12 protein-coding genes and 8 tRNA genes are annotated in these 14129 nt (G+C 41.1%); 18 read left to right on the forward strand and 2 right to left on the reverse strand.

Features of this window, described 5'->3' with window-relative positions:
* Nucleotides 1-93 precede the first annotated feature (93 nt).
* The 18 genes from ruvC (at nt 94) to PISS_RS05990 (ending at nt 10437) form a co-directional block, all read left to right on the forward strand.
* The gene (gene ruvC, locus PISS_RS05905; protein WP_008114131.1) at nt 94-618 is read left to right on the forward strand and encodes a crossover junction endodeoxyribonuclease RuvC; all 525 of its coding nucleotides are present in this window, start codon (nt 94-96) and stop codon (nt 616-618) included.
* A 2-nt stretch (nt 619-620) separates the two neighbouring features.
* Nucleotides 621-1238: a Holliday junction branch migration protein RuvA gene (ruvA, locus tag PISS_RS05910; protein ID WP_008114133.1), complete on the forward strand. Its 618-nt coding sequence runs from the start codon at nt 621-623 to the stop codon at nt 1236-1238.
* 7 nt (nt 1239-1245) lie between these two features.
* Complete coding sequence (ruvB, locus tag PISS_RS05915) at nt 1246-2253, forward strand: Holliday junction branch migration DNA helicase RuvB (protein ID WP_058154428.1); 1008 nt, start codon at nt 1246-1248, stop codon at nt 2251-2253.
* Between the two features lie 874 nt (nt 2254-3127).
* Nucleotides 3128-3832, forward strand: a complete 705-nt coding sequence (gene tolQ / locus PISS_RS05920; protein WP_016899821.1) for a protein TolQ — start codon at nt 3128-3130, stop codon at nt 3830-3832.
* Nucleotides 3819-4250, forward strand: coding sequence for a protein TolR (tolR, locus tag PISS_RS05925; RefSeq protein ID WP_016899822.1), 432 nt, complete (start codon nt 3819-3821; stop codon nt 4248-4250). The genes tolQ and tolR overlap by 14 nt, the downstream gene beginning before the upstream one ends.
* Nucleotides 4251-4254: 4 nt before the next feature.
* A complete protein-coding gene (tolA, locus tag PISS_RS05930; RefSeq protein WP_024601153.1) occupies nt 4255-5160 on the forward strand; it encodes a cell envelope integrity protein TolA in 906 nt (301 codons plus the stop codon).
* An 8-nt stretch (nt 5161-5168) separates the two neighbouring features.
* Nucleotides 5169-6527, forward strand: a complete 1359-nt coding sequence (gene tolB, locus PISS_RS05935) for a Tol-Pal system beta propeller repeat protein TolB (RefSeq protein ID WP_013464640.1) — start codon at nt 5169-5171, stop codon at nt 6525-6527.
* A gap of 35 nt (nt 6528-6562) precedes the next feature.
* A complete protein-coding gene (gene pal / locus PISS_RS05940) occupies nt 6563-7102 on the forward strand; it encodes a peptidoglycan-associated lipoprotein Pal (RefSeq protein ID WP_013464641.1) in 540 nt (179 codons plus the stop codon).
* 13 nt (nt 7103-7115) lie between these two features.
* Entirely contained in the window at nt 7116-7868 is a 753-nt protein-coding gene (gene ybgF, locus PISS_RS05945; protein WP_016899823.1) for a tol-pal system protein YbgF, read from the forward strand.
* Between the two features lie 171 nt (nt 7869-8039).
* Nucleotides 8040-8115, forward strand: a tRNA-Lys gene (locus PISS_RS05950).
* A 74-nt stretch (nt 8116-8189) separates the two neighbouring features.
* Nucleotides 8190-8265: transfer RNA gene (locus tag PISS_RS05955), tRNA-Lys, on the forward strand.
* Nucleotides 8266-8330: 65 nt separating this feature from the next.
* Nucleotides 8331-8406: transfer RNA gene (locus PISS_RS05960), tRNA-Lys, on the forward strand.
* 69 nt (nt 8407-8475) lie between these two features.
* A tRNA-Lys gene (locus tag PISS_RS05965) sits at nt 8476-8551 on the forward strand.
* A 71-nt stretch (nt 8552-8622) separates the two neighbouring features.
* A tRNA-Lys gene (locus PISS_RS05970) sits at nt 8623-8698 on the forward strand.
* A gap of 71 nt (nt 8699-8769) precedes the next feature.
* Nucleotides 8770-8845 (forward strand) — tRNA-Lys (locus PISS_RS05975).
* Between the two features lie 65 nt (nt 8846-8910).
* Nucleotides 8911-8986 (forward strand) — tRNA-Lys (locus PISS_RS05980).
* A gap of 150 nt (nt 8987-9136) precedes the next feature.
* Nucleotides 9137-10177, forward strand: a complete 1041-nt coding sequence (nadA, locus tag PISS_RS05985) for a quinolinate synthase NadA (protein WP_013464643.1) — start codon at nt 9137-9139, stop codon at nt 10175-10177.
* A gap of 170 nt (nt 10178-10347) precedes the next feature.
* A tRNA-Ser gene (locus tag PISS_RS05990) sits at nt 10348-10437 on the forward strand.
* A 277-nt stretch (nt 10438-10714) separates the two neighbouring features.
* Here PISS_RS05990 and PISS_RS05995 read toward each other — a convergent pair.
* On the reverse strand, nt 10715-12856 hold the full coding sequence (locus PISS_RS05995) for a M3 family metallopeptidase (RefSeq protein WP_058154429.1): 2142 nt from the start codon (nt 12854-12856) through the stop codon (nt 10715-10717).
* A gap of 244 nt (nt 12857-13100) precedes the next feature.
* Complete coding sequence (locus tag PISS_RS06000; protein WP_058154430.1) at nt 13101-13982, reverse strand: c-type cytochrome; 882 nt, start codon at nt 13980-13982, stop codon at nt 13101-13103.
* Nucleotides 13983-14129 lie beyond the last annotated feature (147 nt).

Genomic DNA, 14129 nt, shown 5'->3' on the forward strand with positions numbered 1-14129 from the left:
GTAGGCATTTTTGTTTTTGCTTTGTACTGGTAATTTATACAGTGCTCTGGCATTATTAGCACTATTAATAAATAACAATAATGAGAGTGCTGTTTGGCCATAATTTTAGGGATCGATCCGGGCTCGCGTTTAACGGGTTACGGTGTGGTTGCGCATCAAGGTGCCAAGTTTACATACTTAGGCAGTGGCTGTATTAAATTAGCCGATCATGACTTTCCCACCCGACTTAAAATGATTTACCAGGGCATTACGCAACTTATAGAGCAATTTTCGCCTGAAACATTTGCTATAGAAAAAGTATTTATGGCGCATAACCCTGATTCTGCTTTAAAGCTAGGTCAAGCCCGTGGTGCTGCGATTGTCGGTGCCTCTATGGCCGACTTACCGGTTTTTGAATACTCAGCACGGCAAATAAAGCAAGCCGTTGTGGGTAACGGTGGGGCAGATAAATCGCAAGTTCAACATATGGTTAAAAACATACTTAAACTGCCAGGTACGCCGCAAGCCGATGCGGCGGATGCGCTTGCAATTGCAATTTGCCATGCCCACTCTGAACAAAATTTAATAAAACTAGCGGGTAGCGCAAGCAAAACCGTTAGAGGACGTCTAAGGAAATAACAATGATAGGTCGCTTAAACGGCGTGTTAGTTGAAAAACAGCCCCCAGAAATACTATTAGAAGTGAGCGGCGTTGGCTACGAAGTACAAATGCCAATGACCTGTTTTTACGATTTGCCTAAAGTAGGCGACAACGCCATTGTGTACACTCATTTTGTAGTACGCGAAGACGCACAGTTATTGTTTGGCTTTAATAATAAAACCGAACGTGCGTTATTTAGAGAGCTGTTAAAAGCCAATGGAGTAGGGCCTAAATTAGGCTTAGCCATTTTGTCGGGCATGTCGGCGCAGCAGTTTGTAAGTTGTGTAAATAATGAAGATGCCACTGCCTTGGTTAAACTGCCAGGGGTGGGCAAAAAGACCGCAGAGCGCTTAGTGCTCGAAATGAAAGACAGATTAAAAAATTGGGGTAATGACTTATTTACCCCATTTAGCGATAGCGCCGTAATAGAGCCTGCGAGCGATGCAACTATAGCCAATAATGCGGCTGATGATGCGGTTTCGGCGTTAGTGGCGCTCGGTTATAAATTGCCACAAGCGCAAAAAGCAGTAAAATCAGTAAGCAAACCCGATATGTCGACTGAGGTTCTAATTAAAGAATCTTTGAAATCAATGCTGTGAGTAAATTATGATCGAAGCTGATCGCTTAATAGATGCTGCTGAAAAAACCAACGAAGACACCATAGACCGTGCTATTAGGCCTAAGTTACTGGCCGACTATCGTGGTCAGCCGCATGTTAAGCAACAAATGGAAATATTTATTGAAGCTGCGCGTAGCCGCAGCGAAGCGTTGGATCACTTATTGATATTTGGCCCACCAGGCTTAGGTAAAACCACGCTTGCTAATATTGTGGCGAACGAATTAAACGTAAATATTAAAACCACGTCTGGGCCTGTGCTTGAAAAAGCGGGCGATTTAGCCGCATTGCTCACTAACCTTGAAGAAGGTGATGTACTGTTTATTGATGAAATTCACCGTTTGAGCCCGCAAGTTGAAGAAATACTCTACCCCGCAATGGAAGATTACCAGCTCGATATTATGATAGGTGAAGGCCCTGCAGCGCGTTCTATTAAGCTTGATTTACCCGCGTTTACACTCATTGGTGCAACTACCCGTGCGGGATCATTAACTTCTCCACTGCGTGACCGTTTTGGTATTGTTCAACGCTTAGAGTTTTACTCTGTGGAAGACTTATCACATATTGTGGGGCGCTCAGCGCATTATCTTAGTTTAGAAATGTGTGACGATGGCGCGGCCGAAATAGCCAAACGTTCGCGCGGTACGCCACGTATTGCAAATCGTTTGTTGCGCCGAGTGCGCGATTACACCCAAGTAAAGTCAGACGGTACGGTTAATACTGAGGTAGCTCAACAAGCCCTCGACATGATTGACGTTGATAAAAGCGGTTTTGATTACATGGACCGTAAATATTTACTCGCCATCATCGAAAAGTTTATGGGTGGCCCTGTTGGCCTTGACAACTTAGCCGCGGCAATAGGCGAAGAGAAAGAAACCATAGAAGATGTGATTGAACCCTTTTTAATTCAACAAGGATTTATTCAGCGTACGCCGCGAGGGCGAATTGTCTCTGATAATGCGTACCACCATTTTGGCTTGTTACCTAAAAAAGATTAAATAACCAGAATAACTAGACTCTTTCTAAAGCCACTGTCATTTTAACGACAGTGGCTTTTTAGTATGAGCAAAAGCTAAATTTAGACGTATTTTACTTTGCCAATAATTCACTGAGCGTTAAGACATATCAGGCTATTGTGCGCCTGCTGTAACGTTACTGAGGCCGAGTGTAGCTGATTTGACAAATTGCGGGCAAAAAAAAGCCCGCAAATAATGCGGGCAAACAACAAGTTTAAGGAAGTAATCTAGGGAACTACGTTTTACTTATTGAGGTCATACCCCAAGAAGTAAAAAAGTAATACGAAATAAATCATATTACGAAGAACTGGATTCAATGAAATAGCTTTCATTTAATGCGCTAGCTCGGTATGGAAGAATAATACCGAAGCGGCAGAATTTGTTCAAACTAGAAAATTTATATTTTCAGATTAAAAAAACTAATAGCAGGGGTTTTCTGTTTTTACTTAATGTTGCATGTTAATTAACCATTAATTCTATAAGTTAATGAAATGCTTTGTTTATGTATATTAACATATAAACGTTCGGTATTAGTTTTACTATTACGTTAAGGTAAGCGTGTAGTGTTTATGAGTGCTTATGCATTAATTTTGAATAAACAGCGTATTTCTGTGACTCTTTAGTGAAATTAAGCGGGCTCATAGATAGCCTTATTGTTATTTATTTATACAGTAAAACAAGAGTTAAGTAGTAAAACTATTTTTTTAACGTTTTTTGTTGGCTATTCACAGCAATATCGTTGTCAGCAGGAAATACACTAGATACACTAGCTGAACTTTAATGGTGGCTAATGTGTTACAAAGTTACCTTACTCAAATAAATCAATTTGATGTTTTTAATTATTTAGGAGTTTAACGTGGGATCAGGGCTTAATTTTTTAGATCTAATTCTAGAAGCCAGTTTGCTTGTGCAATTAGTAATGCTAGCGTTGGTTGCTATGTCGGTTATGTCGTGGGCTATTATTTTTCAACGTAAAAAAGCCATCTCTGACGCCTTAGCAAATGCCAAAAAATTTGAGCAACGTTTTTGGTCTGGTGTTGACCTAAGTAAGCTATATAACGAAATTTCATCACGCGGTGGTCAATCAACGGGTATTGAAGCGTTATTCACCTCAGGTTTTAAAGAGTTTGCACGCCACAAAAAAAATACCTTTCAAAGTGCAGGCATTGTTATGGAAGGCACGCACCGTTCAATGCGGGTTGCGCTTTCTCGTGAAATAGAAAAACTAGAATCAAGCTTATCGTTTTTAGCAACCGTTGGGTCAATTAGCCCCTACATAGGTTTGTTTGGTACAGTATGGGGTATTATGAATGCCTTTATTGCCTTAGGTGAAGTAAAACAAGCAACCTTACAAATGGTTGCACCAGGTATAGCAGAAGCTTTGATTGCAACAGCAATGGGTTTATTTGCGGCTATTCCTGCCGTTATTGCCTATAACCGATTTGCTAATAAAGTTGAAAAGTTAGAATCTCATTACATTAACTTTATGGAAGAATTTGCCAATATTTTACACCGTCAAGCAGCTACCCAAATAGAGGCTCAAGCGAATGTACCAGCGTAAAAAGCGTCGCCCAGTCGCAGAAATTAATGTAGTACCATACATTGATGTAATGTTGGTGTTGCTTATTATATTTATGGCCACTGCGCCATTAATAACCCATGGCGTAAAAGTAGACCTACCAAAAATGGAAGAGTCAGACTTAGTTGATACCAAAGATACGCCGCCCATTATTGCCTCTATTGATTCGCAAGGTAAATACTATGTAAGCATAGGTACTGATCCGGAAGAGCCAATGGAAGCATTAGATGTAGCCGCTGTAATTAAACTACAACTAATGAAAAACCCTGATACCCCAGTAATGATTAAAGGCTCAGGTAAAGTGTCGTATCAAGAAGTGTTACTGCTCATGGATTTTTTGAAGAATGCAGGTGTACCATCGGTAGGCTTAATGACCGAATCCTTTGAGGGGACCAAGTAGTCATATGAATACGTCGTTAATCAAATCAGTAATACTGCATTTAGCATTAGGGGGATTTTTGTATGCATCAGCAAACATTCATCCACCTAAACCTAAAGTAATGGAAGTGACGCTTAATGCCGCCATTCCTGAGCCAGAAAATGCGGTGTCTGCTGTGACCGTGGATCAACAGCAGGTTGAGCAAAAAATTGCTGAGTTACGCAAAAAAGAAGAAGATAAAAAGCGCGCTGAAGATAAACGCATTCGTGATTTAGAGCGCCGTGCAGCCGATGCACGTAAGCAAAGTGAATCTGAAGCAAGACGCATTAAAAAGCTAGAGCAGCAGCGTAAAGCTAAAGAGAAAGAAAGAGCCGAAGCCGAAGCTCAAGCTAAAAAAGCCCGCGAAATAGAACAACGTGAGCGAGCAAAAGCCAAACAAGCGCAAAAGCAAAAGCAAGAAGCTGAAGATGCTGCTAAAGCGGCTGCCGACAAACGCAAAGCCGAAGAAGCCGCGCTTAAAAAAGCGGAAGAAGAGCGTAAAAAACGTGCTGAAGAAGCCGAGCGTAAACGTCAGCAAGCATTGCAAGAACAAATACTGCAAGAGCAACTTGCCAAAGAGCAGGCTGCTCGTAATAAAATACGTCAACAGCAAGTAGTGAGTGAAGTTGATAAATACCGTGCATTAATTATGGCGCGTATTCAGCAAAACTTATTAATTGATGAAAAAATGAAAAACCAGCAATGCCGCATTAATCTCCGTCTTGGGTTTAATGGCTTGGTTACGCAGGTTAAGTCGTTAGGCGGTGATAAGTTAGTGTGTGAAGCTGCTTTAAGAGCGGTTCGCATGGCTGACACATTACCGGTATCGAAAGATAAAGACGTATTCGAACAATTAAAGAATATTAATATAACCATCGCGCCAGAGTTTTAAGGGATGACATGTTTAACAAAATTAAAATAGCCTGTTTAGTTTTAATATTAGGGTTTCAGGGCGTTGCACACGCGGCACTTGAAATTGTTATTACTGAAGGTATAGACGGTGCAAGACCGATTGCGATTGTGCCTTTTAAATACCAAGGTATTGGCCCTATTCCAGAGCAGCTTAGCGATGTTATTGCTGCTGATCTAATGCGCAGTGGTAAATTTAAGCCAGTTAGTGTTTCACAAATGCCTCAACAACCACATAAAGACGGCGATATTGATTACGGCGCTTGGGTTAATAAAGGCGTTGAAGCGGTTTTAGTGGGTGAAGTAGAACAGCAAACCAACGGACGTTACTTAGTACGTTATGAGCTTGTTGATGTTATTCGCGGCCAAATTACTGGTGGTGAAACACAAATGATGAGCAACGGTAAGCTTGTTCAAAGCCAAGACCATATTTTAGAAGCACGTCAAAGCGTAATTGGTGAAACTGGATTTCGTCGATACTCGCACCGCATCAGTGATGTTATTTATGAAAAGCTAACTGGCGAAAAAGGCGCGTTTTTAACAAAAATAGCCTATGTTATTGTACGAGATACCGAAGAAAAGCCTTATCAGTTAGTGGTTGCTGATTACGATGGTTTTAATGAACAAGTATTATTGCGTTCAAAAGAGCCATTAATGTCACCGGTTTGGTCACCTGACGGTACTAAGTTAGCGTATGTAACCTTTGAAAATCGCCAGAGCCAAATTTACATTCAAGACATTTATACGGGTAAACGCGAATTGATCACCAGCTACAAGGGAATTAACGGCGCGCCGCAGTTCTCGCCAGATGGTAAAAAGTTACTGCTAGTGCTGTCAAAAGATAAAACTGGTGCAACTGAGGTTTACTTATTAGACTTACTAACACGTAAAGAGACGCGATTAACACGCCATCGTAGTATAGATACCGAACCTTCGTGGTACCCAAATGGTGAAGATATAGTATTTACGTCGGAAAGGGGTGGTAATGCTCAGATTTATAAGTTAAATTTAAAAACTGGCAGAACGCAAAGATTAACCTTTGACGGTGACATGAACCTAGCGGGTTCTATTTCGCCAGACGGAAAAGAATTAGTGATGGTAAACCGTACTAACGGACAGTATCATCTTGCTAAGAAAGAGTTGGCTACAGGTGCGTTTCAAGTTTTAACACGAACTCGCCTTGACGAATCACCGAGCATAGCGCCGAATGGCTCGATGATTATATACAGCACGCTCCACAATAATAAACAGGTACTTGCGCTAGTATCGATGGACGGCCGTTTTAAAGCACGTTTACCTGTGCTTGATGGACAAGTAAAGGCACCGGCTTGGTCGCCATATTTACAGTAATAATTGCTGGTTTACTCAAAATAGGAATCTACTCAATGCAACTTAACAAAATACTTAAAGGCCTGCTAATTGCTGTGCCAGTAATGACACTAGCAGCTTGTAGCTCATCTTCAGATATCGACGAAAATGCAGCTAACCAGTCAAACCAAGCAACTGTTGAGCAAACAACAACGGATACAGTTGAAGTAGCCACAATGACGCCAGAGCAACAAGCAGAAGAGCAACTTCGTCAAAAGTACGAAGCGCTTCGTCAAGAGCAAATTATCTACTTTGACTTTGATAAAGCGACAGTTGAAAGCAAATATGCAGACTTACTTCGTGCACACGCTGAGTTTTTAGTTAAAAATCCTTCTGTTAAAGTATTAATTGAAGGCCACGCAGATGAGCGCGGTACGCCAGAGTACAACATTGCACTTGGTGAGCACCGTGGACAAGCAGTTGAAAAATACCTACAAAGCTTAGGTGTTTCTGCAAGCCAAATGTCAGTAGTTAGCTACGGCGAAGAAAAGCCAATGGTTAAGACTCGCACAGAAGCAGCTTTCGCTAAAAACCGCCGTGCGGTACTAGTTTACTAAGATAAGAGATATTATGAAGCCGAAAATTATTTTGGCAGCCATGATATTGAGCGGGAGCACCCAGTTAATGGCTGCTCCCGCTCCTGTTTCAGAAGCTGCAAGTTCACAGTCAAGCATTGAAAAGCGTTTAGCAACACTTGAAAGTATGATGCAACAGCGTAATTTTTTACAAGTAGAGTTACAGCAACAGCTCAATTTACTGCAAGATGAAGTTAGTCAAATACGCGGAGTAACTGAAGAGCAAAGCTATAAGCTTGAAAAAGTACTCCAGCGTCAACGCGAGCTTTATCAAGAAATTGAGAACCGTGTTAGCCAAGCGTATGCAAAGCCTACGGCTCCAGCGCCTACAACAGACTATACACAGCCTAGTAATGAGCAGAGCTACAGCAGCGATTTATCTGAAAACGAAGCGTACGAACGTGCTGTTGCGCTTATAATGAAAGATAAACGCTACGACCAAGCTATTCCAGAATTTCAAGCGTTCTTAACAACGTATCCAAATTCAGTGTACACCTCAAACGCACATTATTGGCTGGGACAACTATTAACGATTAAAAATGACGGTGTAAAAGCAGCCGAGCACTTTAAAGTAGTTGTTAACGAATTTCCAAATTCAAATAAACGCCCAGATGCGATGTTAAAGCTTGGTACACTTTTACAAGAGCAAGGTTTGAAGGCAGAAGCACAAAAAATACTGAATGAGCTTATCAATCAGTACCCAAGTACAACTGCTGCTAAATTAGCCACAGATCGCTTATCAAAATAAATGTTGATGCTTGATTAGACTGCTTTTTGTCATAAGCGGTCTAAAATTGCTCAACTAGACATAAAAACTTAAAAAAAGAGACAATTTCGGTTGCACTCATTTTATAAATAAGTATTATAAGCGCCCGCAGCAAACGAATGGTAACCCCACTCGAAATGCGACAAAAAGAGCGGGTCATTAGCTCAGTTGGTAGAGCAGTGGACTTTTAATCCATTGGTCGATGGTTCAAGTCCATCATGACCCACCATTCTTTATTGTTAATAAAGTTTGGTCTTAATCGGCGGATTTACGCAGCCTTACTTTTTACAAGTAAACCAGAGCGGGTCATTAGCTCAGTTGGTAGAGCAGTGGACTTTTAATCCATTGGTCGATGGTTCAAGTCCATCATGACCCACCATTCTCTATTGAATGGTTATAATCGGCGGATTTACGCAGCCTTACTTTTTATAAGTAAACCAGAGCGGGTCATTAGCTCAGTTGGTAGAGCAGTGGACTTTTAATCCATTGGTCGATGGTTCAAGTCCATCATGACCCACCATTCTTTTTATATTAGAATGGTCTAATCGGCGGATTTACGCGTACTTACTTTTTATAAGTAAACCAGAGCGGGTCATTAGCTCAGTTGGTAGAGCAGTGGACTTTTAATCCATTGGTCGATGGTTCAAGTCCATCATGACCCACCATTCTTTTTTATATTTAGAATGGTCTAATCGGCGGATTTACGCGCACTTACTTTTTATAAGTAAACCAGAGCGGGTCATTAGCTCAGTTGGTAGAGCAGTGGACTTTTAATCCATTGGTCGATGGTTCAAGTCCATCATGACCCACCATTCTCTATTGAATAAGAATGGTTATAATCGGCGGATTTACGTGCACTTACTTTTTATAAGTAAACCAGAGCGGGTCATTAGCTCAGTTGGTAGAGCAGTGGACTTTTAATCCATTGGTCGATGGTTCAAGTCCATCATGACCCACCATTCTCTATTGAATGGTTATAATCGGCGGATTTACGCAGCCTTACTTTTTATAAGTAAACCAGAGCGGGTCATTAGCTCAGTTGGTAGAGCAGTGGACTTTTAATCCATTGGTCGATGGTTCAAGTCCATCATGACCCACCACTTCTGGTACACTTTCTTCGACATGAAATATTTCCTACTATCTCCCTAATTTTTATTTATAAACTGCCTTGTTAGATTGCTATTATTTAGTGTTAGTTTCTCGTATAATTTGCACTATTAATTACACTGTAAATAAAGTGGTCGAGAACAATGAGTTTAGCTCAAACTATTATGCCAGAAGGCTATATCTTTCCTCCTAAGCCAGCTCCGTTAACACAAGACGAAAAAGGCGAATATAAAGCGCGAATAAAGCAGTTACTGCAAGAAAAAAACGCGGTGCTTGTTGCTCATTATTATACTGATCCTGAAATTCAAGCACTCGCTGAAGAAACAGGCGGTTGTGTAGCCGATTCACTGGAAATGGCACGCTTTGGCGCTAGACACGAAGCCGACATGATCATCGTCGCGGGCGTACGTTTTATGGGTGAAACCGCTAAAATTTTAACCCCCAATAAAACTGTCGTTATGCCCACCCTTGAAGCAACCTGTTCATTAGACATTGGTTGCCCTGTTGATGAATTTTCAGCATTTTGTGATCAACACCCAGACCGTAAAGTGGTGGTATACGCTAACACCTCTACCGCGGTTAAAGCGCGTGCTGATTGGATAGTTACCTCATCGTGTGCACTTGAAATAGTAGAGCACTTAGATGAGCAAGGTGAAAAAATTATTTGGGGCCCAGATAAGCATTTAGGCAGCTATATTCAAAAGAATACCGGTGCCGATATGATCATGTGGAACGGCGCATGTATCGTACATGACGAATTTAAAACCAAAGCCTTAAAAGACATGAAGGCATTGCACCCAGATGCGGGCGTACTTGTGCATCCAGAATCACCGGCTGAAATTGTTGAATTAGCCGATGCAGTTGGCTCTACTAGCCAGCTAATTAAAGCAGCGCAAACTATGCCTAATAAAAAGTTTATTGTAGCCACCGATCGCGGTATTTTTTATAAAATGCAGCAACTATGCCCAGAGAAAGAGTTTTTCGAAGCTCCAACGGCCGGTAGCGGCGCTACGTGTAAAACTTGCGCTCACTGCCCATGGATGGCAATGAATGGCTTACAAGCGATTGAGGAAGCACTGATTGATGCCAGCGGTAAAGAAGTGTTTGTTGACATGGATTTGCGCGAAGGCGCACTTAAATCATTAAATCGCATGCTTGATTTTACAGCCAATATGGCAAAATAATAGATGGCAATATAATGCATTAGATAAAGGCGATACTCAGGTATCGCCTTTTTTATTTGCTTATAGGTGGTTAGTTTGATTATTGAGCAGTTAAAAGCGTGATGTTAAAAAGGCCTTGCACCAAGCAAGTGTATTTCATACTATAGCGCGCTGTTGCACTGCAACATTGTGGAGAGATGGCTGAGTGGCTGAAGGCGCACGCCTGGAAAGTGTGTTTAGGTTAATCCCTAACGAGGGTTCGAATCCCTCTCTCTCCACCATTATTCTATATTAGGACGCCTTATGGCGTCTTTTTTTGTGCCTGTAATAAAGTTTAGCCAGTTAGCCTATCGCTTGCGCGACTCGATTATTTTTATGCCGATGTTTTAGCGTATACATGCTCGGCTAAGGTTAAACAGGTTGGGTAAGTGGGGGGCGTTTTGCTGCTGGGCAATTATTAATACCCATAAAAATGGCTGAGGGGCGTTTGAAGTTTAATGTAATAGCATAAAGCAGAGCTTAATGGCTATGTAGCCATCAAGCTCTACTAACAGCTTGTTATTCAACCGTGGCTGTTAAACCACGACGTTTAAGTAAGGCTGATGTGTCTGGCTCTTGGCCACGAAATGCTTTAAACGATTCCATAAGGTCACGCGAGTTACCGACTTCTAAAATTTCTTTACGGTATTTGTCACCTAGTTCACGTTTTAAGCCTCCTTGCTCTTGTACATAAGCAAAAGCGTCAGCTACTAAAATTTCACTCCACATGTAGGCATAGTAGCCTGCAGAGTAACCGCCCCCCATTGAATGAGAAAAGAATGCAGACTTATAACGCGGCGGCACAAATGGCACGTTAACGCCGTGTTTTGTTAAAATATCTTGCTCAAATTTTTCAATATCTTGCAGTGGGGCATCTGCTGGTAATGAATGCCATTCCATATCTAATAAAGCGGCAGATACATATTCTAATGTATCAAAACCTTGGTTAAAGCTTCTTGATTTAATTACTTTTTCAAGTAATTCATCCGGAATAGGCTCGCTTGTTTGATAATGTTTAGCATAGTTAGCAATTACTTCGGGGTGCATTGCCCAATCTTCTTCAAACGTAGACGGGAATTCAACAAAGTCTCTTGATACTGACGTACCAGATAAGGTTGGGTATTTTACTTTTGAAAGCATACCGTGCAAGCCATGGCCAAGCTCATGGAACATAGTGGTTGTTTCATCGTAGCTAATAAGTGTCGGCTCACCTTTGGCGCCTTTTTGAATGTTCATAACATTCACGACAACAGGTTTTTGCCCATGCAAACCAGACTGTTTAACAAACGAGCTCATCCATGCGCCGCCACGTTTACCTTCACGCGCAAAATAATCAGCAAAAAAGATAGCTAGGCTTTCACCACTTGCGTCAAATACTTCATATGCTTTTACATCTGGGTGATACACAGGTAGATCGTTACGTGGCTTAAATGTAATGCCATACAAACGATTCATGGTAAAGAATACACCGTCTTCTAATACACGGTTAAACTCAAAATATTCTTTTACTGCTTTTTCATCAAGGTTGTACTTATCTTGACGAACTTGCTCGGCATAATATAACCAATCCCATGGTTTAAGTTCGAACTGCTCTGCAGATGCATTTATTTTTTCTTGAATATCGGCAGCTTCTAACGCTACATTTTGAGTTAGCCTTGGCACCATGCTAGCAAACATATCAAATACAGCTTGTGGTTTTTTAGCCATTTGCGACTCTAAACCAAATTCAGCCCAGCTGTTGTAGCCAAGTAGCTTTGCTTTTTGTGCTCTTAATTTAACTAGTTGCGCAACAATGTCGCGATTACTAAATTCACCATCTAGCGCGCGCTCTGAAGATGCACGCCACACTTTCTCGCGTAAATCACGGTTTTGTAATGAAGCTAAAACAGGCTGGCGAGTGGTATTGGTGATTTTAATTAAATACTGCCCTTCGTGGCCGGCTTCTGTGGCTGCATTAGCAAATTGTTCAATTTGACCTGCCGATAAGCCAGCTAACTCTTTTTGGTCTTTTACGATGACAACATTACTTTTACTTAGCGCAAGTAAGTTTTGTGAAAACTGCGTCGTTAAGGTTGATAGCGATGAGTTAATATCACGTATTTGCTGCTTTTGTTCATCATTAAGCTGAGCGCCTGAGCGCACAAAACGTTTATAGTAAACGTCTAATAGTCGTGTTTCTTCAAAAAGTGTGGCTACTTTTTTAAATAACGCATCATTTAAAAAGATGTTGTCTCTGTGCGCTGCAAGCTTTGGTGCAAGTTCTTTTTGAAGCTCACGACGCGCTGGGTTTGAGCTAGAGCCTGCAAGGTTGTAAAAAATGCTGCTTGCACGCGTTAATAACTCGCCACTTTGCTCAAGTGCCACGATGGTGTTTTCAAAAGTCGTAGGGGCTGTATTATTAATAATGTCTTGTACTTGCGCCATTTGCTGCGCCATACCTTGATTAAAGGCAGGTAAAAAATGCTCATCTTTGATGACTGCAAAGTCAGGGTTTTCGTACTGTAGTGTGCTTTTTTCTAATAATGGGTTGGTAGCTTGTTTTGCTTGCGCTGAAACACTTTGCGCAGTAGTTTGCTGTTTGTTGTCAGCGTTTACATTTGGCTCAGAGCAGCCCGAAAGTAATAACGCCGAGCTGATTGCCGTGGCGAGTAAAGTTTTCATATTTACATTATCTTATTATTGTAACCAGTCGTTACCTTGTCATTAATCAAGCAAGAGTACGTTGACTTAAATGTAACCACACTTAGGTTGCGATAAAGTCTGAATTAACTGCGACGAGCTGGTAAGTTATATGCCTCATAGTGCATTTTTTGACGAGCGAGTAAAATATAAAGCAGTAAATAGGAGGGGCGTTGAGTGACTTAAATACGCCAGCGATGCTTAATTTATTTACCTATCTAGTTATTTATCGACGCACGTCTTTTGGTGCGCCACCTTTTGGCCAGTCATCCGCTTTATTGGCAAAAATAGGACGTTCTAAATGTGAAAAGTAATAAGCAATATCAACAGCTTGTTGCTCGGTTAACATGCCTTCTTGGCCCAATGGCATATTTCCTTTAATAAATGCCGCTGCGGTGTAAGTGCGTGCCATACCTGCACCATCATTAAACGACTGACTGCCGGCAATGGCTGGGAACATGTAAGTATTATTAGGATATAAGCCTTGACCGTCTAGTTGGTGACAACTTGCACAGTGCTGAACGTAAAGAGTTTTTCCGTTATCGGCGTTTGGTACTAGCTCTTTATTAATAGTGACAAAACCTGTGTTGTCTTGCAGATCGTTTTTGTTTTTTATATTTTGTGATAAAAAGTTCATGTAGCTGACAATAGCCTGCATTGGCACTGAATTAGTAGGCAGTGGCTGACCGTTCATTGAGCGTTGAAAACAGCCATTAATTCTGTCTTCAATGGTGTTTATTTTTGCATTACGTGAACGATACTTTGGATATACCACATTCATGCCCACATAAGGCGCGGCTTTAGCTACACGCCCTTCATTAAGATGGCAAGTGCTACAATTGAGCTTATTATTTACGTTATTGGGAAGTTGTTTATAGGTATCAATAATTAATAAGCGCCCATAACGAATTAAATCCGACTCAGGGCTGGCATCGAGCTCATTAATAGCGGGCGTTACTAGGGTTTTAGGGTGATTTGCTGATAAGTTTATAATTGTGGGCGCATTACTTAACGCTTTTTGCACAAGTGATTGTGTTTGCGCTTCTTGTGAGTATACGGGCAAAGTAAATAACGTCGCGAATAAAACACTTAAATGAACTTTAAACATAATTAAAACCTAAATAAAAAAGAGTATTTAAACGACAGTGCTCACTATTGCTGTAATGTGGCTAAGTGTTTTTAATACCGGTGAAATTGGTAAGATGAATCGGTAAACCGTGACCCACTATCATTAAAATATAGTTAACGATTACTT

Source organism: Pseudoalteromonas issachenkonii (assembly GCF_002310795.1).
GTDB lineage: Bacteria > Pseudomonadota > Gammaproteobacteria > Enterobacterales > Alteromonadaceae > Pseudoalteromonas > Pseudoalteromonas tetraodonis.

Bases quoted from the DNA above. Each gene is read 5' to 3' on its own strand.
- ruvA (WP_008114133.1), top strand. From the start codon at position 621: ATGATAGGTCGCTTAAACGGCGTGTTAGTTGAAAAACAGCCCCCAGAA.
- ruvB (WP_058154428.1), top strand. From the start codon at position 1,246: ATGATCGAAGCTGATCGCTTAATAGATGCTGCTGAAAAAACCAACGAA.
- tolR (WP_016899822.1), top strand. From the start codon at position 3,819: ATGTACCAGCGTAAAAAGCGTCGCCCAGTCGCAGAAATTAATGTAGTA.
- tolA (WP_024601153.1), top strand. From the start codon at position 4,255: ATGAATACGTCGTTAATCAAATCAGTAATACTGCATTTAGCATTAGGG.
- tolB (WP_013464640.1), top strand. From the start codon at position 5,169: ATGTTTAACAAAATTAAAATAGCCTGTTTAGTTTTAATATTAGGGTTT.
- pal (WP_013464641.1), top strand. From the start codon at position 6,563: ATGCAACTTAACAAAATACTTAAAGGCCTGCTAATTGCTGTGCCAGTA.
- ybgF (WP_016899823.1), top strand. From the start codon at position 7,116: ATGAAGCCGAAAATTATTTTGGCAGCCATGATATTGAGCGGGAGCACC.
- nadA (WP_013464643.1), top strand. From the start codon at position 9,137: ATGAGTTTAGCTCAAACTATTATGCCAGAAGGCTATATCTTTCCTCCT.
- PISS_RS05995 (WP_058154429.1), bottom strand. From the start codon at position 12,856: ATGAAAACTTTACTCGCCACGGCAATCAGCTCGGCGTTATTACTTTCG.
- PISS_RS06000 (WP_058154430.1), bottom strand. From the start codon at position 13,982: ATGTTTAAAGTTCATTTAAGTGTTTTATTCGCGACGTTATTTACTTTG.